The organism is Citrobacter sp. RHBSTW-00570 (assembly GCF_013739755.1).
Classification (GTDB): Bacteria; Pseudomonadota; Gammaproteobacteria; order Enterobacterales; family Enterobacteriaceae; genus Citrobacter; species Citrobacter braakii.
Map to the genome: position 1 here is coordinate 1,337,807 of NZ_CP056399.1, position 23,903 is coordinate 1,361,709.

The 23,903-nt window shown below is 52.4% G+C and carries 9 protein-coding genes, 1 other RNA gene and 1 pseudogene; 3 read left to right on the top strand and 8 right to left on the bottom strand.

Annotation, left to right across the window (positions count from 1 at the left end; genetic code table 11):
* Positions 1-15: 15 nt before the first annotated feature.
* The gene (locus HV237_RS06365; RefSeq protein WP_047358996.1) at positions 16-1,767 is read right to left on the bottom strand and encodes a hypothetical protein; all 1,752 of its coding nucleotides are present in this window, start codon (positions 1,765-1,767) and stop codon (positions 16-18) included.
* A gap of 98 nt (positions 1,768-1,865) precedes the next feature.
* Here HV237_RS06365 and HV237_RS06370 point away from each other — a divergent pair.
* The 3 genes and pseudogenes from HV237_RS06370 to HV237_RS06380 all read left to right on the top strand — a co-directional run.
* Positions 1,866-2,069 (top strand): annotated as a pseudogene (locus HV237_RS06370) (AlpA family phage regulatory protein); the annotation flags it as partial.
* A 47-nt stretch (positions 2,070-2,116) separates the two neighbouring features.
* Positions 2,117-3,625: a DUF3987 domain-containing protein gene (locus tag HV237_RS06375; protein ID WP_047358994.1), complete on the top strand. Its 1,509-nt coding sequence runs from the start codon at positions 2,117-2,119 to the stop codon at positions 3,623-3,625.
* Positions 3,626-3,921: 296 nt separating this feature from the next.
* Positions 3,922-4,599 (top strand): inovirus Gp2 family protein, encoded by a 678-nt coding sequence (locus HV237_RS06380; RefSeq protein WP_047358993.1) that lies wholly within the window; start codon positions 3,922-3,924, stop codon positions 4,597-4,599.
* Positions 4,600-4,687: 88 nt separating this feature from the next.
* Here HV237_RS06380 and HV237_RS06385 read toward each other — a convergent pair whose 3' ends face one another.
* The 7 genes from HV237_RS06385 to HV237_RS06415 form a co-directional block, all read right to left on the bottom strand.
* Entirely contained in the window at positions 4,688-5,161 is a 474-nt protein-coding gene (locus HV237_RS06385) for a hypothetical protein (RefSeq protein ID WP_032724395.1), read from the bottom strand.
* Between the two features lie 199 nt (positions 5,162-5,360).
* Positions 5,361-6,602 carry an integrase gene (locus HV237_RS06390; RefSeq protein WP_047358992.1) on the bottom strand — a complete coding sequence of 414 codons (1,242 nt, stop codon included), beginning with the start codon at positions 6,600-6,602 and terminating at the stop codon, positions 5,361-5,363.
* Positions 6,603-6,806: 204 nt separating this feature from the next.
* Positions 6,807-7,170: a transfer-messenger RNA gene (gene ssrA / locus HV237_RS06395) on the bottom strand.
* Between the two features lie 72 nt (positions 7,171-7,242).
* Positions 7,243-8,406 carry an HlyD family efflux transporter periplasmic adaptor subunit gene (locus tag HV237_RS06400; protein WP_085951071.1) on the bottom strand — a complete coding sequence of 388 codons (1,164 nt, stop codon included), beginning with the start codon at positions 8,404-8,406 and terminating at the stop codon, positions 7,243-7,245.
* Positions 8,407-8,413: 7 nt separating this feature from the next.
* The gene (locus HV237_RS06405) at positions 8,414-10,600 is read right to left on the bottom strand and encodes a type I secretion system permease/ATPase (RefSeq protein ID WP_016157192.1); all 2,187 of its coding nucleotides are present in this window, start codon (positions 10,598-10,600) and stop codon (positions 8,414-8,416) included.
* A complete protein-coding gene (locus tag HV237_RS06410) occupies positions 10,597-12,006 on the bottom strand; it encodes a TolC family outer membrane protein (RefSeq protein WP_047358991.1) in 1,410 nt (469 codons plus the stop codon). Before HV237_RS06410 ends, HV237_RS06405 begins: the two co-directional genes overlap by 4 nt.
* 100 nt (positions 12,007-12,106) lie before the next feature.
* Complete coding sequence (locus HV237_RS06415; RefSeq protein ID WP_181541758.1) at positions 12,107-23,398, bottom strand: BapA/Bap/LapF family large adhesin; 11,292 nt, start codon at positions 23,396-23,398, stop codon at positions 12,107-12,109.
* Positions 23,399-23,903: the final 505 nt, after the last annotated feature.

The window sequence follows — 23,903 nt, forward strand, 5'->3', positions numbered from 1 at the left end:
TTTCCATAATTTTCCCTATCTACGTTTTTCTGATGCAATTCTCAAAGCCCCACATACCTTTTCCCGAAGACGTTTTGGCTTCTCTGTTACTCCGGCAAATATCCTAATGTGTCCTAGTTCTTCTCCAGGGCATCTCAAATAACTAATAAAAACATTGATGCTACTCAGGAAATTATAAAGTGTGCATTTATCAAGTACGCCAACCAGGTTTTCATTCAATTCGCGAGCTGTTAGTGTTTTATTTTTTACTATAAACCCGGCCAGTTCATTACTATCAATACTATCACCTGTTTCGCAAACCAGGGAATTTAGCTTACCCAGCGCAAATTCTATTTCATTAAGAAGCCCGAATATAGATTGCGGACAGACTTCAGACGGTGAATCCTCAGATAAGTAACTTACCTTTCTTATCATGTGGTTGTACATTTTTATTGCACGCATGATCGTCATGTTATCTGCAGATAGTACAACATTACTATCAGTTTCTCCTGTAGTTACAGGTATAAAATCAGTAAGGGTACCTTGATTACTCAAAGTACTGTTTATCACGGATAGTAATGTTTTGTTTCTTGTTTTTTTTCTTTCCAGTTTTACTTTTAATGCCATTTTGATAACTGAAAAGGCTGAAGGCAGATAACCAATAGGTAAGCTATCTAATGGGATTTTGTTTACAAGACAGAAGGCTTCGTATATTTTATTTTGACTGAGAAAAGTGATGATTTGCAAAAGTTGGGAGTAAGGCTTTAGTACATCTGAGTTAGTGGCGGCATTGAGACTGGATTCCATTTCGGCTAAATCCCACTTAGTGTATTTGTTGCCTTCACTAATGTTGAAAATAAGCCATTTTAATTCGTGAACGTAGCGATACGGTTTCTCCTCTATCATTACCGAAATCGGTCGGACTGCTTCGTTATAAAATGGGAGTGTGATATAGTGTAATAGTCGTTCATCATACCCTTTGGAATAAAGATATCGACATAGAATGCCAAAGCTAGTGTTGTAATTAACGCCATTGCTCACCGTATGTCGGTAATGCATGGATATTGCTGCGACAGCAGAGGTCTTGCGTTCAAATGCAAGTAACACGTTAAGTGAAAGATAAGCTTTTTCAATTTTATTTAAATTCAGAAAATTGAGTTTTATGTTCTTTTCAGAGATGTAACTTTCATCATACTCTAAACGGCAATCTTTTATTATTCTCCTTATAGTCGCTTCCTTCTGTCCACTACTTGCTTTAATGTCATTAATGAAACTAATTAGTGGTGCCAGATGATCCGTGTAGTGAAACTCAAGTGTGCGAATATATTCTCGAAGGTATTCCTTTACTCCTGAATAAATCTTTCTTTTATCAGCGCTTCCGTGTGGGCAGTGTATGCTGATTAAAAAACGATGAATATGGTAATAGAAATGCATTTCATCATCGGGGGGAAGAGAATTATAGACGTCTAATGCTACTATGGGAGGCAATGCGACCTGAAGGTATCGCTTTGTGATTTGGCTATTATCTAGATGAGAAAAGACCGGAATATGCATTAGCGCGTTATATAGTTGCTCGTATTTGTAAAAAACTTCGCGTCTTTCTTCGAGGCTGAAGACTTCATTGCTGTCAATTATTCTTATTAAATCGTTATAGCCTTGATCGAAAAAATTCTGATGAAAGGAAAAACTGCTGTTTCCACGCACTTCACGCCGTTCGTCATCTTTTTCAAACAGGCCAAAGCACTGGTAAAGACGATACATCATATCAGCAAAAGCATGAGTCCCCACGTTCCCTCCGGTTGGTTTCCGTTTTTTGACGGGGACAGTATCTCAGATGGTGTGAGAAAGTCGAATCCAGCTAAAGAGGTCCAACAGGAGGAGTGAAAATGCCGAATATTAGTGAACAAAAAGCACACCCGCTGCGCATCCTGCGCATGACTGAGCTGACCATGATGCTTGGGATATCTCGCTCAAGCATCTACGAAAAACTGAATCCAAAATCCAAGTATTACGATGCCGAGTTTCCTAAACCGGTCCGACTAGGGGCCGCATCAGTAGGATGGCGATCTACTGCTATTGACGAGTGGATCGCTTCCCGAACCGTTTAATTTTTTGCAAAAAAATAAAGGATGATGCAATGAGAAATAAAAACAAAATTAATCATGAGCTTAACCTGAAATTTGACATTCTGCCACGTCATATCAGGCATTGGGCTTCGCATTTGCAATACATAACTGGAGTGGCTATTGAGATAATCATTGTTACGTTATTAGCCTTTTTAGGGCTGGCCTGTCAGGATTTGTACTGTGTTCAGTTAAAGAACAAGCAGCGATCCCTTCTGGCCTTATACCTGCTGCTGCTTTCAAGATCTGGCAGTGGAAAATCAACAATATTCAGATTGTTGAAGGCCCCCTTTGCACAACAAGAGCGGGAGTTTGAAGATGCTTATCGTGCTGAGCTTAAAGCATTTGAGCGAATAAATATTCTTTGGGAGGCAGAGTTTAAAGTACTAAAAAGGCTTTATAAAAAGTCTCTGAGCAAGGGGGAAGATACTACCGAAACGAGTAAGAAAATTGAAGAATGTATTGGCCGACAACCGAAAGCGCCAGTAAGAAAGGTCATTATCACAACGAATCCGACAAGCGAAGCGCTCGCAAAATCAATTGGGCTGGGGTATCAAAATAAGGCGCTTTTTAATGACGAGGCAACCGCAGTGTTCAAGGGGAGTATGTTCAACAATCCCGCGCTTCTCAATACATACTGGTGTGGAGACAAAGTTACAATAGACAGGGCTGCCACTGAAAGCTTTGTTATTGAAAATTATGTATTTTCATTTTTTTTAGCGATGCAGCCTCAACCATATGACAATACCAGCAGACAGAAAAAAGCAAACATGAGAGAGACTGGATTGCAGGCACGTACACAGATGATAGACATGGAGCAGATTACTGAACCGTGCATCATCAATGGTCATTACACTCATAGCGAGGCGGTGCTTTCTGAATTGTACTCAGTGATAACGCGGCATATAAAAGCGGGGGTGAAGCGAAGAGAAAATGGTGATGAACTAATAACACTTACTCTGGCCCCGGATGCCCAGGAACTGCTGGATAAAACATCGTTAAGTTTGCAGCAAAAGATGAAACCTGGAGGTTCCTTGTATCACTACGATGATGTAGGTGCCCGGATTATCGAGCAGGGACTCAGAATGGCAGGCATTTTTCAGGTTTCTGGTGAACCCGGTTCGACAATAATAACAGAGGAAAATTTGTTATCAGCTTTGAATTTGATGGATTGGTTTGTCAATCATGCAATCGCAAAAATTGATTCTGCAAGAGAGCTTAGTGATGAAGAGAAAATATTATTCTGGATGGAATCGCAACTTGTCGAAAATGGTTCCTACGATTTCAGAAGAAATGACATTATCAAAAAGGGTCCAAGATCCATAAGATGCTCTGAGCGGCTTATGCCAGCATTAGAAAAGCTTGAATCAAAAGGAATGGTGCAGCTATTCGAAGAGGCAGGTATCAATTATGTCAAATTTATCGGTTCAACAATGAACCCTGTCGAACTGGCAGCGAGGACCAACACGCCAATACACCAGACTGGCTCGCTGACACTGAGTAAGTTAGCTCGACCAGAATAACTTCAGAGTTATTTTGATTTTATATCAGCTAGTTAGATATATTTTTTACCCAAGCATACTGCGGCTTCCCTCATCACCACGTAGTTGCCTTGGGCACCTAGAAAGGTCCGGTATATGTAATATATGTCTGCATTGTATAGGTATCTATATCAATCATGGATAAGCATATAAAACATAGTAGAACATGTCAGTAGCCAAGGTGAGTCTAATGTAAAAGGGCATCGTAACCTTAGCTTAAACCATCCCACAATAACCTGGGTAGTTATCGGCTACCCATTACTCAGTGAACTCATATTATGAAATCACCGTATAAATTAACTGAAAAGCAGTTTAAGTTCCTGCAACAGGAAGCAGCGGAAAAATATAACTCTCTTATATCAAGCTATATGCTCCGTAGAGCATATGACGTGACATCTAATTTTTCAGAGAAACATGACCGGATGTTCACGTTACGGGCCGACTTTCGGTTTGCTCAGTCCCATGTGCCTGGAGAGCCAGATATGCCGATATGCTTTCAGAAAGATGATGAGAAAGCCATTACTCGGGCTATAGAATCCCTGAAAAGCCAGCTACGGGAAGATCACAAGCGCTCTGGCAGGGCTGGTGAGCCTACACCACTCGGCTATATCTGGGCCAGGGAACGTGTTACCGGGGAACGCCCTCACTACCATCTGGTTCTGCTATTCAACAAAGACATTTATGGTTATCTGGGAGATTATACAAAGCCTGATGCTGATAATATGGGGACCCGTATTCAGAAAGCTTGGTGCAGTGCAATAGGGCTAAGTTATCCTTACTATGCCAGTCGGGTTGAATTCCCGAAAAATCACAGCGCCTGGTTCACCCGGCAGGATGCGTTAACGTTAAGTCCCGATTATTACGACTTCCTGCTACGTGTTGCTTACCTAGCAAAAACGTACAGTAAAGATTCCCATGACGGCTATCGTAACTTTGGCACTAGTCAGTTAATATGACGGCAGCTGAGAGGCCTTTAGAGCTTATGATGCAGACTTGCCGATAAAAGCGCAGGTTTGCATCTATTTCTTGATTCTATTTCCACCATCACCTGACAAGCTGGCGATAATCACATTCCATCTCATCGATGAAATCATCACCGATTGTCGGAAAGCCATAGCTCAAATGCTCTTTCCCTTTAATTTCAAATAAATTATAGAGATAGCTATCCTTTTGGTTAGCGACGTGAACAGGCATAAAGGGCCTGTTTCTTACGATATTTTCGTTTAGTTTACTGGCGTTGATGATGTTGTATTGATCTCCGGTGATATCAATAACGTAATTTTCCACTTCCAGCCAGAAGTGAGTTATTGCGCCATTTTTACCGGTGACTCCAGTGACCCCTTTCAATTCCAGTTCGGGCCATAATTGCAGAAAGTGGAAGGAAAGTAACATTGAGCAAAGCTTGCAACTCATTACCGGGAAGCCGTGAGGTACAAGGTAGGTTGTTGACGGATCACATGTTTCGAGTATCTTTCGAAACCTATTCGCCTCTTCACGTGCAGTCTCAATGGTAAACAATATTATCCCCTGATTTAGCATACGAGTGTTTGTAAGCATACGTACCAATGGCAGGCTCCTTAGGATTTATTCAGCGTAGTATGAGTCAATGCTGTCCGGTCGAATCATACGTGAAGCCTAGGGAGTTAGACTTTATATAACTGGATTGCGCCATTACCGCACACTCCTGTTTTTCGCTTGTGTGGATTAAGAATTGGTCTTATCCAGTTAGCTTTAATGTTGTTAATTCAACGTCAGTGAGTCTGCCACTATCTGCCTTTTTCACAAAGTAAGCCCACCACTGCATCATCGGACGACGTTGCTCAAGGTAATCACTGCGGTTGTAAGCGCGACGAACCTCATTTTTGTCCACATGAGCCAGTGCTGCTTCAATGACATCAGGCGGAAATCCTTTCTCATTGAGTGCTGTACTGGCGATAGAACGTAAGCCGTGTGAAACGAGTACGCCTCCTAAGCCAGCACGCTTCAGTGCGGCATTAACTGTTTGGCTGTTCATTGGCTGGGTTGGTTTGATGCGACTGGGAAAGATAAATTCACGGCCACCACTGAGTGACTTCATCATTTCCAGAATAGAGAGAGCCTCATTGGATAGTGGAACCGTATGGTCCCGGTTCATCTTCATTCGAGCTGCAGGAATTTTCCATTCGCTAGCATTGAAATCGATCTCATCCCATCGAGCCTCAGCAGCTTCGGCAGGGCGGGTAATGGTGAGAAGCTGCCACATGAACAAGCACCGCGTTGACACACTGATACTTGCTGTACGCATTGTTTGCATTAACTGTGGAAGCTGATCCGGACGGATACTCGGCATGTTTTTCTTTTGCGGTTTCTCGAACGCTTTTCCGATATTTACACTGGGAACTGCATCAATCAGGCCTGTGTTCTGCGCATAAATCATGACTTCGTTAATACGCTGACAAAGGCGTCGGACTGTCTCTAATGCACCTCTGGCCTGGACCGGCTGCACTGCTTTAACCAGAGTATGGGCCTTAATCTCAGTGACACTGATATCACCGATTGCTGGAAAAATATCTCTCTCAAGTGAGCGCCAGATATCGTCGGCATAGCCTTCTGTTACGCTGGCTTTCTTCACATTCCACCAACGCTGGGCAACTAGCAAGAAAGTGTTGGTTTTAGCCTCTTGAGAATTTCTTACCTGTTCTTTCTGATGTTCCTGAGGATCAATGTCTTTCGCCAACAAAACTCGAGATTCAGCTCTGAGTTTACGCGCATCAGAAAGGGATATGGCAGGGTATGCACCGAAGCTCTGTTTGGTTCGCTGCTTGGTCAGAGGCCGATAGTAACGGAACTGCCAGAGCTTACTACCACTGGACTTGATTAATAGAGTAAGCCCGTCACCATCATACAGCTGGTAATCGGTAGCTTTAGGTTTGGCGGCTTTGATTTCCGTATCGGTTAACGGCTTGGTTTTTCTTGCCATGGGGGAGTCTCCATGCGTTTAGGCCCAACGAAAACAATAGAGCTTTTCGTTGGGCCTATCAATGGGCCTAAAAGGTTCGGATTTAATTAGTTCTCTTCGGACTTCGCGGGACAAATTGAAGGCACAAAAAAGCCCGCAGGGCTTGTGCCGTGCGGGCTCTTAGGACTTCATCGGATGACTCTGGTAATCACCGATGGAGAATTTTGGTGGAGCTGGCGGGAGTTGAACCCGCGTCCGAAATTCCTACATCCTCGGTACTACATGCTTAGTCAGTCTTTACATTCGCCTGGCACCTGCGGACAGACACGCCACTACCAGACTAGCCTGATTAGATTTAACGCTTCAACCCCAGGCAGGGCCTCCACGCGATCTCTTTTGGGTTTGACCTCTCTTTGATCCCCGTCTTAAGAGCGGAAGCTAGGGAGAGAGGGCTCAGAGCAGGTTATTAAGCTGCTAAAGCGTAGTTTTCGTCGTTTGCGACTATTTTTTTGCGGCTTTTTACGAGGCCAACCGCCCCTCGGCATGCACCTTGGGTTTCGCGAATCCCGTCGAATCCAGAATCAGCCCCAATGTGTTAGAGCAAGTATAACAGACTTGTGACATGCGTGACCAGCCCCCGCAACCCCTAATCCTCAAGGATTTACCGCTCGCGCAGCGCTTCTTTTGCGCGATTAAACGGTTTGATTAAATAGTCGACGATGGTTTTTTCACCTGTTTTTATATCCACTGTGGCAATCATTCCCGGTACGATGGAGAAATGGCGTCCCAGTTTGTTCTGTAAGAAGTCCTGATGGGTGCGGATAAACACGCGGTAGTAGAATATTTCCGGTTTCACTTTGTCCTGAATAGTATCCGGGGAAATAGTTTCGACTACGCCTTCCAGACCGCCGTAAATCGCGTAGTCATAAGCGGTTATTTTCACCAGCGCCCGCTGGCCGGGGTGGATGAACGCGATATCGCGCGGAGACAGGCGAGTTTCAATCAGCAGATGATCGTCCAGCGGTACAATCTCCATCATCTCGCCATTGGGCGGGATAACGCCGCCAATGGTAGTGACCTGGATGTTTTTCACAATACCGCGCATCGGCGCGCGCACGGTCAGGCGGGTGACGGAATCCTCGCGTCCTTTCAAAATAGCCGCCAGCATATCCACTTCGGCATTGGCTTTTGACAGCGCTTCCCGCGCCTGCACGAAGTATTGTGAGCGCAGATCGGTGATTTTTAATCCTAAATCGCTTTTTTGTCGTTGCAGGCGCAGCACTTCAACGTGGCTGGCGGCACCACTTTTTTCCAGCCGTTGGGTTATGGCCAGCTCTTTATTTACCGAGACCAGCGCATCCTGCAGTTCTGCCATAGAATCAGCGAGCTGCGCGCGGCGACTTTTATACAAGCGCGTTTCGGAGGCGATGAGATCCGGCCAGGCGCGTAGTGAAGCGGGAAAAACGAGCGGCAGATCGTTAACTTCGGCATTGAGCCTTGCGCTGGAAGCCAGTGAAGCGCGATAGCGGGCGGCGCTCTCCCCAACGTTGGACTCAGAGCGAGTGGGGTCGAGGCGCGCGACAATCTGATTAGCCTGTACTTTATCTCCTTCGCGTACCGTGAGCTCGGCGAGAATGCCGCCATCCAGCGACTGCAAAACCTGCTCGCGCGAGCTGGGGATTACCTTCCCGCTGCCGGTCGAGACTTCATCCAGCTTGCCGAAATACGCCCAGATACCCAGGACGGCAAACAGCAGCGTGCTGAGCAGAATAATGCGGCTGGCCCCGGAGAAACGGTGCTCGCGGCGGATATCGAGGTCGTCCATGGCAGCGTCATGCGGATTGGTTTTCATTTTTCCACTCCCGACCGTGAGTAGGGGCTGGTGCCCGGCTCGCATTCAGCGCCTGCGCTTTCGGGGCATCCATGACCAGTTGACCTTCTTTTAACACCACTACGCGCTCGACCAGCTCCAGAACCGGTACGCGATGGGTGGCGACAATCAATGTTCGGTTGCCCAGCCACTGGTTCAGGCGTTGAATAAACTCTCGTTCGGTATGTTCATCCAGCGAGGCGCTGGGTTCGTCGAGCAGCACGATATTGGGCGATCGCAGCAGCATTCTTGCCAGCAGGATCGACTGCCGTTGTCCACCGGACAGACCGTTGCCGCCCTCCATAATGGGGTGCGCCAGCCCTTTGGCGAGTTGTTTAACGAAAGCCGCCGCGCCGCTGACCTCCAGCGCTTCGAAGATCTGCGCGTCACTGGCATGCGGTGCGCCGAGGGTCAGGTTCTCGCGCAAGGTGCCGAAAAACAGCCGCGCATTCTGACTGAGAAAACCGATATTGCGGCGTAAATCGGCCATATCGATCTGCGCCAGGCTCAGGTTATCGAGTCGGACATCGCCCTGGATAATCTCCACGCCGCCCGCCATGGCCTGTAGCAGCGTTGATTTCCCGGCGCCGTTACGCCCGAGGATCGCCACCCGTTCACCGGGCATGACCTCCAGACGTGAGATTCGCAGCGGAACGCGTTGATCGTCGCTGTGGTAGCGAAAGTGCGCGTTTTCAAACAGATAATGGCCGTGAAAAATCTCCTGATGCACCCGGTCTTCATCGTACTGCGTTTCGGTGGGAAGCTGCATGATGCTGTCTAGCCCCATCTTCGCCGCCTTGACCTGTTGCCAGCGGGCCAGCACGCCGCACAGATTCGCCATCGGGGCAATCATTCTGGAACCGAGCATCGACGCGGCCACCACCGCCCCGGTGGTCATTGTGCCTTCAATGACCATCGGCGCGCCGAACATAATGATGGCGGCGTAGACCAGGCTTTGTACCGACATGCCCCAGCCAATCAGCCCCTGAGTCAGCTTGCGCGTGCGCAGTCCGGACTCTCCGGTAATACGGATGTAGCTGTTCCACTGTTGTAAAAAGCGGTTTTCCGCCTGCATCAGCTTGATATCTTCCAGCCCCTGAACGCTCTCGACCAGCACCGCGTTGCGCAGGGTGGATTCATGCGCTGCCTGGTTGGCGAGCACCGCCAGTTTCTTCTGTAACAGCAAACCAGGCAGGATCATCAGCAGGGCCGCGACGGGGGCTATCCACGCCAGCGGCGGGGCGATAAAGGCCAGCACCACGATAAACAAAAAGAAAAACGGTAGATCGACAATCGTCGACAGGGTCGAGGAGGTGATCATCTCGCGAACCTGTTCCAGCTCGCGCAGTTGAGAAATAAAGCTCCCCGTCGAGCGGGGAACGGCGCTGTTGCGCAGCCGCAATGCGTGGCTGAACACGCGATCGGAAATGCGCATATCAGCGCGTTTGCCGAGCAGGTCCATTATGTGGGTACGCGCTTCGCGCAGCAAAAAGCCAAACAGCACCGCCACCAGAACGCCGGTGGAGAGAACATACAGCGTTGGATAAGACTGGGCGGGGATCACCCGATCATAGACCTGCATCGAAAAGATAATCCCGGCAAGCGACAGGACGTTAATCAGAAAGGCGGCAACCATGACCGGCAGGTAAGGGCGGATGTCCTGTAACACCAGTTCGCGCATCCAGTCGGGCCTGAAGCGCGAAATATAGCGGTCTACCCGACTGTCCTTCAGCGCTGACAGCGGGCGCAGCGCAGTAATGCTCACGAGCTCCGGCAGAAGTTCTGCAACTGTGAGTCGGTTACGCTGGCCCTCTTCGGCGATGATAAAAACATCCAACGCATCTTCACCGTTGAAATGTTCTATCACCATCAGTTGGCCGTCGCGCAGTTCGGCCACCACCGGCAGACGCCACTGGCCGAACGCCTGCGTGGCGGTATCCAGCGCATGAAATGACAGCCCCGCCTGACGCGCCAGCTGCGACAGGGCCATAGCTCGGCTTTTTCCCGCAAACCACGGGGCGTTGGCCTGGATTGCACCGGGCGAACAGGCAACGCGATAGTGGCTGGCAATATGCGTCATTGCCTGCGCCCACTGGCTCAGGGCGTGTTCGCCAATCGCATCTTCCGCATGTGTATCGACGTCGCTCATAGCTTTATCTCCACCGATTGAATACTGCGGTTATTTAAGGCGAACGCCTGGCGAAGCGAGCCGGTGTTATAGAGGCAGTTCAACTGGAGCTGGCGCAGCTGGTTTTGAGTCTGGAGTTCAGCAAAACGGGCCTGATATACCTCCTGCTCGGCGTTAAGCACGTCGAGCAGTGGGCGTGACCCGAGGTCCAGATACTGCTGTTGATAAAGCTCGCGCGTTTGTTCACTCAGCCGTTGCTGGCGACGCAGGATCTGCAGGGCAGTGGCGAGGCTCATCGCCTGGCTGCGGGATTCCAGTAATTTCTGCCGTACTTCAAGTCGGGTACGCTGGATGGAGTACTGTGCAGACTCTACCGCGTGACTGGCGGCGTTGCGTCTGGCGGTGAGTCCGCCCCCCTGATACAGCGGCATCTCGACTTTTACCCACGTGGAGTACTGGGTTTTGTCGAGCACCTCATGGCTGGGGTATTTGTCGTTGAGATAGTGCTGAACCGACGGCTCCAGGGAGATAGTGGGCGTCATCTGCGCGTTGGCGTAATCGAGATTTGCCTGGGCCACATTCGCCTGCGCCCATGCCGCCAGCACCGCAGGAACCAGCTTATCGTCCGGTTTGACCACATCACAACTGCTGTCCAGTTTGACCGGAAATTCGTTGCTGATGCCGTTAAGCGAGTTCCAGCCGAGGAAGCTCATCAGCGTTGCCTTGCTGCTGTCGAGATTGGCCTGATACTGCGCCAACTGAGAACGTGCAGACTCGATACGCGCATCGGTTTGCACCACGTCGGATAGCGAGGTTGCCCCTTCATCATTGCGTTGACGGGTCAGCCGACCAATACCGTTCAAGGCGCTGAGCTGCTCTTCGGCGGCGTCCACCATTTGCTGCCACGTCTGCACCTGGACTATCGCGTTGGCGGTTGCGTGGGCGATGGTATCAATACTGAGTAACACATTCGCCTGCTGTTGTGCGGATCCGGCGGTTTCAGCGCGGACCTGGCTTGCCACTTTGCCGAAGTCGTACAGCATTTGCGACACTGAAATAACCAGGGCCGGGCTAAAGCCGTGATCGGTATAAGTATTGCTGTAACCGTTGTTCATCCCGGCAGAAACCTGAGGGTAATATTTTGATTTCGCCACGTCGATCTGCTCATTTTGTGAGAGCAGTTTGCCGATGGATTCATGAATAGAAGGATGCCAGCTCACGGCGCGACTCACTGCGTCGTTGAGCGTCAGGCTGCCGGGGGCGGCAGCGCTCAGCGGCAGATCGGCAACCGCGCCGTCCAGCGAGGGCAGCATCTGGCTGGTGGCCAGGCCTTCCGGCGTAATAATTTGCGGTTCATCTTCGGCATTCACCCGCAGGGTACAGAGCGTTAATGCCAGCAGTAAGGCAACAGGCGCGACATTTCTCATAGTTTATCCCTTACAAAATACGGCAGCGACGACTGTTATTGCCCCGGACGTCATGGCATCCGGGGCTGTAGTTATGGCGCTTTAACGTTATGCGTTAGCTTCAGGGCACAATGTGATTTTGTTGCACCAGCTCATCGAGCGTGGTGTGGACGTTCTCCAGCGTTATGAGATTGGTTGAGTGATAAGTGTTGCCGGTACCGTCGCGGTCGATGGCAATCACCGTGTTGTTACCGCTGGTGGTCACGGTGAGGTAGTTGCCGAGCGTAGCGTTCTGCCCGTTCCAGCCCACCAGCAGGTCGCCGATATCGATTTTGTCACCCTGGGCCAGCGAGAAGTTGGTCCAGGTATCGGTAGGTCCAACGCCAACATTGCCAACGTTACCACCGGTAGCATCGTTGGCGTTGAGCAGGTGATAAATCAGCGTATCGCCGTAGACACTGCCGGTAAAACGATCGGCATCTACGGTGCTTACAACCTGCGGATTCATGTTGATGGTCAACGTAGCGGTATCGGTATGCCCATTCTGATCGTTTAGGGTGTAAGTAAATGTCTCTTTGGTGAGGATGGTGGAAAGTGAGACATCGCTGTTGAGGGCGTAGGTGTAATGACCATCAATGCCAATGGTCAGTTTGCCGTACAGTCCGTTAATGATGGCGCTGGTCGTGCTGCTCAGCGGATCCAGCGTGGCGGTGCTACCGCCCGTGCCGTTCACCGTCAGCAAGGTATGCACGCTGGCAATATGGTCCCCGTCATAAATGTTGCCGGCGACGCTGTTTGCCGCGGACGTTTCGACGTTCTGCAGGTCGATTATCGTGCCTTTCACGCTAGGGGTGATGGTGATATTCCCCAGCCCTAAAGCCCCGACGCTGCCGGTGTAGTCGAGTCGATAGTTACCTGGGTGCAACATGATCCCCAGGGCAATATCGATATTGCCGCCAATAAGCAATCCACCGTTGAATGAGTTACTGGCAACCTTGACGTTGTTGCTGTCATACAGCGCCCAGGTGACGGTCAGTCCGCCCAGCGTCAGACCTGAAGCAACGTTAAAATGCAGTATGGCGTTTTGCACCGCCGTTCCCGTCGCGACCTCAATGACGCCAGTGCCATTTTGTGAGGTGGGAGAAAGGAGTTGGGCGTTCCAACTGGCGTTCCCGACGCTGTTGTCAGCAAACAATCTGGAGGTGTCCGCCTGCGTGGTGACCGCCATCGTGCTGCTGACGTCATTTACGGCGTCCAGCGGCTGCGGCGTTGGTTTGATATTCAGCGAGGCGCTGCCGGTATCGCCGTTTGGTGCTCTGACCTTATACACGAAGCTGTCCGGGGTGTTGATACCGTCTGCACCCAGTCCGCTTCTTAGCGTGTAGGTGTAGTTCCCCTTCGCATCGATAGTCAGCGTGCCGTACTGCCCATTAATAGTGGTAGTGCCCGTCCCGTTAACGACAATACCGTTTACTTCGGTGATAACGGTATTGGCCGGAGCCGAGTCGTTGACCAGCAGATTGCCATTGGTTGTCGCACTCAGGCTGTCGACGGCGTAGGTGTGATCGGCCTGAATATTCAGGGTATAGCTGGTCAGCAGCGTCAGGCCGCCGGAAGCGTTAAGCAGGAACAGATAATCGCCACCTGGTAGCGTAATGGTATACGCTGACGAACTTCCGCCCAGTAGGGCGGTGACCCAGTTTGGCTGTACCCGGTACTGCTCATACTGCTGAATTGACTCGTTGAAGCGATAAACATAGAGATCGAAGCCGCCAAGCGTCACGCCGAGAACATTCGCCTGTACGGTCAACGTGCGGGTTGCGCCATCGTCAACGTTGAACTTAATCGGGTTAGTCAGACCGTTGACCAGACTGACGTCCAGCACATTGCCGAGTCCTACGCTGGCGAGCGTGAAGCCGGTTTGTTGTGATGGCAAGTGGTCAACCGCGATGACCTGCGTTCCGTAAGTCAGCACTGCTGCATCGTCTGCCGCGGTTACCGTGCTGGTGGTTGGAGCCTGACCGAGCGTTACCACCAGTTTTGCCGAGGAGTGATCGCTGCCATGCGTCAGCGTGTAGGTGAAGCTTTCGGAGCGCCCATACACCGAGATTGACGTATTGGTCAGGGTATAGGTGTAGCTACCGTTCTGATTGATATGCAGGATGCCGTATTTCCCCTGCACATCAATGCCGCCCGCCGGGATATTCACGACGTTGCCGTTACCGTCGGTGATGGAGGTGACCAACGTGCCGGAAGGCGCATTATCCTGCCCGTTGGCGGGATCGGTATCCGTAATGATGTTCCCGGATTCCGTGGTACCGCCGATGATGGTCCCTGCGCTGGCTTTCACCACCGAGACATCAAGGCTGGTGTATGCGCCGGTCGCCAGCAGGTTGGTGTTGTAGCTGACCACGCGGTAATCACCACCAGTCAGCCCGCTGTAATTGAGCGTTACGCCCGAGGCACCCAGTGTGAGCAGGCTGGCGAAGTCTGGTTTCCCGGTATCCACCACCGTTACCCAGGCATTCAGCCCGGTGTCAAAGCGCTGGATAACGACTTCAAGCGTGTTTAACAGCGACAGCACCACGCCGGTCGCGGCGGCATTGATCGTAATGGACCCGCTGCCGCCAGAAGCGATGCTGAAATTAACGCTTGCCGTATCGTTCCCCAGCACGTTGGCGACATTCCCCAACGCATTAACCAGCAGGAAACCATAATCGCTTTGATGATCGGTGCTGACGATAACATCGGTTTGCAGCGGCAGGCTGGTGACGTTGTCTTCAGCCAGCAGTGGCAATACCGGTGCGATAGCGCTTGTCGGCGATGAGGTATTGCCCGCCGCATCGGTCGCCGTGGCGGACAGCGACTGGCCTTCAATTTGGCGAACCGGCAGGTTGACGCTGTAGACACCGCTGCTGTTGGCGATTGCCGTCACGCTGGTGCCGCCGGGCAAGGAGATAGTGACCGTGCTTCCCGCTTCGGCGACGCCGCTGACGGTGGCGCCATCGGCGCTGATCAGTATCGTTGGCGCGGTCGGTGGCGTGGTGTCCACAATCACGCTGAACGAACTGGACAACCCGCTTGCGCCGTTGGCGTTTGTTGCAGTGGCGGTAAACGCGTGGTTACCTTCGCTGAGCGCCCCGGATGGGGTAAAGCTCCAGATCCCGTTACCGTCTGCGGTCGTGGTGCCCATTAGCACGCCGTTGTTGTACAGGTTGACGATGGCGTTAGCCTGCGCCGTTCCGCTGAGCGTTGGCAGCGTATCATTGGTGGTTTTGCCCGCCGCGACGGGCCCCGTGATCGTACCGACGTCATCGAGAACGGTGGCAATAACCGGCGCAGGCGGTACGCCAGTAAACGGTGCCAGAACGTTACCCGCCGTGCCGATGTTGCCTGCGGCATCCTGGGCGCTGACCTGCAGCGTTTGCCCACTGATTTGCGGTGGGTTCAGCGTGAAGGTGAAATCTCCGGAGGCGTTGGCGGTTGCCGTGCCGAGCACCGTTCCACCGCTGGAGGTAATAATGACCGTGCTGTTTGGCTCGGCAACGCCGGTGAGCGTGGTACCGTTGGCGTTTACCGCCAGCCCTGTAGGAATGCCCGGGGCGACGGTATCGACCACGATCGCTGCCGCAGACGATATGCCACTGGTATTACCCGCACTGTCCGTTGCGGTGATGGTAAAGGAGTGGGTACCTTGTGCCAGCGCGGTGGTTGGGGTGTAACTCCAGTTGCCGCTGCCGTCCGCTGTCACGCTGATGACAAAGCTGCCGTTATCGTAAATATCGACCCGCGCGTTGGCTTCTGTGGTGCCGTTTAACGTTGGGCGTGCGTCGTTGGTTGGCTGATTAGCGCCAATCGCCCCGGTGTTTGGCCCGACGTCGTCAATAATGCTGCTGATTGAAGGCCGCGTCGGCGCCGTGGTGTCGACCACCACGCTAAAGCCTGCCGTCGCACCGCTGGTGTTGCCCGCCGCATCAGTCGCGGTGACGGTGAAGGTGTGCGATCCATTCGTCAGCGGCGTAGTTGGGGTAAACGACCAACTGTTATTACTTTGCACCAGCGCCGTACCCAGCAGGGTGCTTCCATCATAGATGCTGACGGTGCTGCCTGCCTCGGCGGTACCGTTCAGCGTCGGGCGCGCATCGTTGGTCAGTTGTCCGTTGTTGAGCGCCGCATTGAACACGCCGCCTGCGATATCATCCACCACTGAGACCAGCAGCGGGGCGGATGGCGCAATGGTGTCGACATTAATAATAAACCCGCCGGAGGTAGGACTTACGTTTCCGGCGGCATCGGTGGCGATAGCGGTAAACACATGCTGACCGTTACCCAGCGCGGCAGGCAGATATTCCCAGGTGCCGTCTATCGCCGCAGTTACCGTTGCCAGCAGTGTGCCATTATCGTAGATGGCTACCCGGGCACCGGCTTCCGCCGAGCCGTTGAGTACGGGACGGGTGTCGTTGGTAAAGGCCCCGCTCGACAGCGTTCCGGTTCCCGGTAGCACGTCATCAAAAGCCTGGATAATCGTTGGCGCAAGCGGGGCGACGGTATCAACAACGATGTTAAATCCAGCGGACGTGAGGCTGACGTTTCCGGCAGCGTCGGTGGCTGTCACCGTCAGCGCGTGGTTACCGTTGCCGAGCTCGGTTCCTGGCGTGAAGCTCCAGGCGCCCGTGCCATCCGCTGAGGTAAAGCCGATAAACGATCCGTTATCGTAAACTCTTACCGTGGAATTGGCTTCAGCCGTGCCGCTAAGCGTCGGGAGTGGATCGTTCGTGGCCTGACCGTTGTTCAGATTACCGATCAGCGGGCCGACATCATCTGCAACCTGAGTAATCGCTGGCGTACCAGGCAACACGGTATCCACGATAAGCGCGAAGCCATTGGATGGCTGGCTGGTATTACCGGCGCTGTCGGTGGCGGTGACGGTCAGCGTATGCGGACCGTTACTGAGTGCATCCGTTGGGGTTAAGCTCCAGGTGCCGTTTGCCCCAACGGTGGTGGTGCCGATGGGCTGACCATCGCTCAGGACGGTAATGGTCGCGCCAATTTCACCGGTGCCGCTCAGGGCCGGACGGGATTCATTCGTGGTCTGCCCGTTGGTTATCGGGCCTGTTGTCGGTGCGGTGCTGTCCTGAACTGAGCTGATGACCGGGATTGACGGGGCAACTGAGTCCAGCTCAATAGTAAACGATGATGATACTCCGCCGGAGTTACCTGCCTGATCGGTGGCAACGGTGGTGAATATATGTTGTCCCTGTCCCAGCGGTGCATCCGGTGTGAAGCGCCAGTTGCCTGACTCGTCCACCTGCGCTGTACCGATGGCGACGCCGTTATCACGGATCGTGATGATGGCGCCGATCTCGCCTTTGCCGTTCAGCGTAGGCTGCGCATCGTTCGTCAGTTGTCCGTTGGTCAGCGTTGTATTGCCAGGCTGATCGTCAATTACGGAGGTAATGGTCGGTGCCGCTGGCGGCAGCGTGTCGACGACAACCACAAACGGCGGCGTTGCCGGGCTGATATTGCCCGCGGCATCTGTGACGGTGGCAGTCAGCGAGTGGCTGCCTTCACCGAGAGCAGGCGCAGGCGTAAAGCTCCAGTTGCCGTTTTCATCGCTGATGGTTGTGCCGATGACCGCCCCGTTATCGCGGATAGTAACAATCGAATCCGCCTCGGTAACGCCAGCAAGCGTTGGGGTATTATCGTTGGTCAACTGCCCGGAGGTCAGGATTTGGGTTGTACCAACGTTGTCCGTGACTGTAACAATAGAGGGGGCATTCGGCACCAGGGTATCGACAATTATCTGGTAATCACCGGATGGATCTCCCTGGTTGCCTGCAGCATCTGTTGCGCGAGCGGTAAAGATATGGTCGCCTTCACCCAGCGGAGCGGTAGGGGTAAAACTCCAGAATCCGTTGCTGTTTACCGTGGTAGTGGCATAAGCGATGCCATTATCGTAAAGGGTGATGGTTGCCCCCGCTTCGCCGGTTCCGTTAAACGTTGGGCGTGAATCGTTGGTAATTTGCCCTTTATCCAACGATCCGGTGCCGGGGGCAATATCGTCAATAATGCTGGTGATAGTTGGCACCTGCGGGGGCGTGGTGTCGATGGTGATTGCGTAGTTGGGCGACAGACCACTTGGGGTACCGTCCACCGTTTGTGAAACCGTGAAGTTATAGGTAATGCCGTTAGTCAGCGCAGTGGGTAGCTGATAACTCCATGCGCCAGACACGGCATCGGCGGTTACCGTGGCGATGGATGCGCCATTTTGATAGATAGTCACCGATGCCCCTGCAGTTGCGGTCCCTTGCAGCAGCGGTAAGGTGTCGTTGGTGGTTTTACCGTTGCCAATCACCCCCATGATGGGCGCGATGTCATCAACGATCTCAAGAGTCGGTGGATGCGGAACGCTGGAGGTAGCGGCGTTAAACGTTGTCGGATCACTTTGATTTCCGGCGGTATCCTGAGCGATGGCGTTGAGCGCCTGACCGGTTGTTTGCGCTGGCGAAATGGTGACAGAGAAGTTACCAGAACCGTCTGCCACCCCCTGGCCGAGAATGGTGTTACCGCTGCGAATAATCACGGTGCTGCCGGCGTCGGCCGTACCGCTTACCAGCGTCCCGTTAGGGTCTACGCTGGTAACCGTAGGCGTTGCAGGCGGCAGCGTATCGACAATCAACGTCAGCGGGTTATCTGCAGCCAGTGAGTTACCTGCGGCATCCACTGCGCCGAACGTCAGTGTGTGAGTGACGTTCGGCGTGAGGGGAACATCCACACTCCAGGTGCCGTTAGCAGCAACGGTAGCCGTAGCAATTGCGACGGGATTATTGCCATCGAAAATTAACACTGTACTGCCCGGTGTGCCGGTCCCGCTGAGGGTCGGGGAGGTATCGTCCGTGACGCTGCCACTGGTTAGCGAACCGGTAAAGATTCCAACGTTATCCTGGATATCCGTTACCTGCGGCAACGTCAGCTTCGTGTTGTTAACCGTAAACGAAATGCTGTTTGAATTGTTGCTGATGTTACCTGCCGGATCGGTTGCGGTGGAGCTTAACGTGTAGCTTCCGTTCGCCAGCGCAGTCCCTGGCGTAATACTCCAGGTTCCACCAGCCACAGTTGTAGTACCGATTACCGTCCCCCCGTTATACAGGGTGATGGTATCCCCGTCTGTGCCAGTACCGCGAATGGTTGGCGTGGTGTCATCAGTCACGGCATCTGGCGCAAGGTCGCCCGTGGCGTCACCGACATTATCGTTGGCGGCGATAATCACCGGAGGTGCAGACGACGTCGTGTCGATGTTCAGTGTTATGGCGTTAGATGGCAGGCTGACGTTGCCTGCTGGATCGGTTGCGGTGAGAATTACCTGATAACTACCAGGAGCAACCGGTGCTGACGGAGTGAAGCTCCAGGTACCGTCTGCACCTACTGTTGTTGTTCCCTGCAATGGGGGAGTACCGGCAAGATAGAGGGTAATCAGATCCCCGACGTTCCCCGTGCCGCTAAAGGTTGGCGTGGTGTCATTGGTGTTGCCATTAGTGACCACTCCCGTTACCGGAGCCACATCGTCGGTAATGATTGGCGCGGCTGGTTGTGCGGGAGGCGTATTGTCTACTGTCAGAGTAAAGCTTGCCGACGGGATCCCCGTGTTGCCTGCAACGTCAGTCGCCGTGGCGGTAAATTTATGCGGCCCGTCGGCGAGTGAGGTTGGGGTAAATGTCCAGGTGCCGTCTGGCTGTACGGTGACGGTGCCAATAGAACCGCCATTATCATAAATCGTAATCTTCGCGCCGGGCTCGCCGGTTCCGGAGAGTTCGGGATTCGAGCTCTTGGTACTGCTGCCGTTACTCAGCGTTTGTAGATTTGTCCCAATCAGACCTTCTGCAGAGCTGATAACCGGGGCAACTGGTGGGGTGGTATCAATCGTCAGCGTAAAGTTCCCTGCATTGCTGGCGTTGCCTGCAGCGTCCGTGGCGATAGCGGATAAATTGTGTGCGCCTTCACTGAGCGGTTGGCTGAGTTGAATACTCCAGGTGCCGGCGGGTAAAACCGTTGTGCTGCCAATTGGCGTGGAACCCTCATAGAGGGTGATTGTAGAACCGGCTATTCCGGTTCCTTTCAGCTCTGGTAAGGTATCGTTTGAACGGCTTCCGGAAGGCAGATCGATCGGCGCATTCCCAACGTCGTCGGTGGCAGCCAAAATGACAGGATCGCCTGGCGGTTGAGTATCTACGGTAACGCTGACCACAGTGGGTGAGGTGATGACATTACCGGCGGCATCGGTTGCCGATACCGTAAACTGATGAGTGCGATCGCTGAGCACCTGATTTCCCGGAACGGTATAGCTCCAGGTGCCTGAACTGTCGACAAGAATAACCGTCATCAACAGACTGCCATCGTACAGGCTCACCAGTGAACCTGGTTCACCGGTACCCGAGAGGGTTGGCGTGTTATCGTTGGTGACCCAACCGTTATTTGCAACGTTGCCCGTAATGCTGCCAACATCATCGTTAACCAACGTTATTACTGGAACGGTTGGGGCGATGCTATCGACAATAATTTTCCAACTGGCGGCGCTGCTGGTGTTGTTGGCAGCGTCTGTTGCCGTCACCGTAAATACGTGCGCGCCCTGGCTTAGTGCTGCGGTGGGCGTATAGTTCCATTTACCGTTGTTATCAGCGTTAACGGTCGCAAGCAGGGTGCCATTATCATAAATTTTGACCCGCGAACCTGCTTCGGCGATGCCTTCAATTTTCGGTTTATCGTCGTTGGTTAACCCATTGTTATTGATGGGGCCAGTGAAATCGTCAACATCATCAGTAACGGCAATAATAACTGGCTGGTTTGGTGCAGTGATATCCGGAGCCAACGCGGAGGTAGGCTGACTCTCGTTATTGCTGCTGTCCGTTGCGGTGACTTTTACCGTTTCGCCGTTCTTTTGCGACGGCGCTATAGACACGGTGAAATTGCCGCCGCTGTCAGCCTGGCCTATGCCAATCGGGTTACCGTTGCTGTCTTTAACGGTGACGGTGCTTCCCGCTTCAGCATGTCCGCTTACAGAACCGCCGTCTCCGGCGACGGTGACGCCGGTTGGCGCATCAGGTGCCGTGGTGTCCGGTGCGGTGACAGAGGCGTTGTCGCCCTTGTTGCCTGCGGTGTCGGTCGCATTTGCCGTAAGGGTCTCGCCGTTGGTTTGCGGCGGAACCAGCGTTGCGGTGAAATCCCCATCCGTATCGGCAGTTGCCGTACCAATGATATTGCCATCTGGATCCAGAATATTGACCGTACTGTTGGGTTCGGCTTTGCCGGTGACCTGGTCGCCAGTGCCATTAACTAGCAGGTTTGTTGGGGGCTGTGGCGCGGTAATGTCTGGTGCAAGCGCCGTTTCTGGCAGGCTTGGGTTTCCTGCCGGATCGGTTGCGATGGCTTCAATGGTTTCGCCATTGGTCTGTGGTGGGTTAATGGTGATGGTAAATGAGCCGTCTGTTCCGGCGACGCCGCTGCCGATCTGAGTTCCGCCACTGCCGGTGATAACCACGGTATTGCCTGGTTCGGTCGTTCCGGTGACGACAGTCCCATCCGCAGATACGTTGAGATCATCAGGTGGCGACGGTGGCTGGGTGTCGATGCTGATATTGAACGCTGGTGACATGCCTCCTGTACCTGACTGGTTTGTCGCGGTGGCGGTGAAGGCGTATAAGCCGTCCTGCAAATTGGTGTTGGAGGTCCAGGTCCAGTTGCCGCTGGCATCAGCTAGCACGCTTATGACAAACACCCCATTGTTATAAATGTTAACCGTGCTGTTGGCGTCGGCAGTGCCAGAGAGCGTGGGGGTATTATCGTTGGTGGCCTGATTATTGCTCAATGGTCCGGTTGATGGGGCAAAATCATCCATTATGCTGACGATAACAGGCACGCCCGGGTAGCCAGAGTTGGTGGCATTGAAAGAGGTATCTGGCCCGATGTTGCCTGCCTGGTCCTGAATTTTCGCGATCAGCGCTTCACCGTGCGTCTGTGAGGGCGAAATCGCGATGACGAAATTGCCGGTTTGACCGACCGTTGTTGAACCCAAAACCTGATTATTACTGCCGATGATAATGACCAGGCTTCCCGCCTCAGCGCTACCGGTTACCGTTGTACCTTCCGGATTAACGGAGGAAATGACTGCGGCTGCAGGCGGGGTGGTATCAACGGTGAATGTCGGCACGCGCGTTTCCGCGCTTACGTTACCCGCGGCGTCAGTTTGCGTCAGCGTCAGATTGTGAACACCATCGCTGAGCGGAATGTCTGGTGTAAATGTCCAGTTCCCATTGTCATCCACCCGGACCATGCCGATCAGAATGCCGTTATCAGAAATGCTGATGAAACTACCTACTTCGCCTGTACCAGTGAGCGTCGGCGTAGCATCGTCGGTTACGCCGTTATTGGCGATAAAGCCGGTAATGGAACCGACATTGTCGGTTTCCTGAGTGACCACGGGGGCGTCGGGGGCAAGCGAATCGACAATAATTTCCCAACTGTCCGACATGCCGCTGCTGCCAGCACCGTTTGAAGCGCTGACGGTAAACTGGTGTGTGCCGTCTGCCAGAGGAGAGGATGGCGTAAACGACCAGTTGCCGTTGGCATCGATTGTGACCTGGCCTATTTCGACGCCGTTATCAAAAATATGTAATGTGGCATTCGCGGGGCCGGTGCCCTGGAGTGTCGGCGTATTATCGTTGGTGGATTCCTGCTGATTGACAGGGCCAGTAATCAGGTCCTGGTTATCGATTATGCTGGTGATAACGGGGACGTCTGGCCTGTTAGGAGTTGTCGTTGGCGGTGTGCCGCCATCACCGTCACCGTCGCCATCACCGTCGCCATTACCGTTACCGTTACCGTTACCGTTACCGTTACCGTTACCGTTGCCGCCGTTGCCATTGCCGCCGCTACCATTGCCGTTCCCGGCATTACCGTTTCCAGCGTTACCGTTTCCAGCGTTATTATCACTCCCACCGCCGCCGCCACCACCCGCAGCGAGGCCAATCCCGCCAGCGACAGCGATCCCGCCAAGAACCCACGGCCAGACGGCGCCGCCTTCATGACTGCCTTCGGCCGTCATCAGCGGTGTGAGATCGTCCAGGTGCTGGAAATGGAATGCTCCGTCAGTATCCTGAACCCACCACAGTGCGCCATTACTGTCCTCCAGAACAAGTTGGTTTTGCGCTTCGCCTTTTCCGAGGTAGAAATTTTTAATGGTGATGGTTTCACCTGAGCGGAGTGTGACAACCAGATCCTGATTAACGCGCGTGAGTTGACTCACCTCCTCACGCGACACAGACAGTTTCACGATAGAAGGTGAACTGAGCGTAACTTCAGAGGCTTCAACATTTGTGGAAACGCCAGTTAATTTTGATACAACGGCGAGTAGACGCATATGTTCACTCCTGATGGCATGCCGGGAGTATTAATCCGCAACAGCGCGTTGGGAAAATGAGCAGACAGGGGCTCCATTCATCATAAAGATGAATTTACACATGTAGTTTCATTGATTAGGTCACATAGATGTTAGTTTATTGATTAAATACGTCTGGGCCCTTTCGGCTGAATAGTTCTTTCGTATTAGATGATATAGTCAGAAAGAAAGTATTCTGCAACTTATCCATATTAAAAAAGTAATTAGTCATTTGAAAAGGATACTTTCCAGTTTGCTTTTAACGGTTGTTTTCATGGCAACTAATTGTATTTAAATGATTTTGTTTTTATTGAAATGAATGTCAATATAATAAACAATAGTAATAATAGTGTTATTAAATAAATGGAAATATGAATGCTATGGTCTTGAACTTTTATATTATTGGACTATAGACCGCAACGGTAATGACAGGGGGTTTATTTCATATCTGAACGATTCAGCATAAATAAACTATAAACTCGGTGAA

Excerpts from the sequence above, each read along its gene's own strand:
- HV237_RS06375 (WP_047358994.1), top strand. The coding sequence starts at position 2,117 with ATGAGAAATAAAAACAAAATTAATCATGAGCTTAACCTGAAATTTGAC.
- HV237_RS06380 (WP_047358993.1), top strand. The coding sequence starts at position 3,922 with ATGAAATCACCGTATAAATTAACTGAAAAGCAGTTTAAGTTCCTGCAA.
- HV237_RS06390 (WP_047358992.1), bottom strand. The coding sequence starts at position 6,602 with ATGGCAAGAAAAACCAAGCCGTTAACCGATACGGAAATCAAAGCCGCC.
- HV237_RS06400 (WP_085951071.1), bottom strand. The coding sequence starts at position 8,406 with ATGGACGACCTCGATATCCGCCGCGAGCACCGTTTCTCCGGGGCCAGC.
- HV237_RS06405 (WP_016157192.1), bottom strand. The coding sequence starts at position 10,600 with ATGAGCGACGTCGATACACATGCGGAAGATGCGATTGGCGAACACGCC.
- HV237_RS06410 (WP_047358991.1), bottom strand. The coding sequence starts at position 12,006 with ATGAGAAATGTCGCGCCTGTTGCCTTACTGCTGGCATTAACGCTCTGT.
- HV237_RS06415 (WP_181541758.1), bottom strand. The coding sequence starts at position 23,398 with ATGCGTCTACTCGCCGTTGTATCAAAATTAACTGGCGTTTCCACAAAT.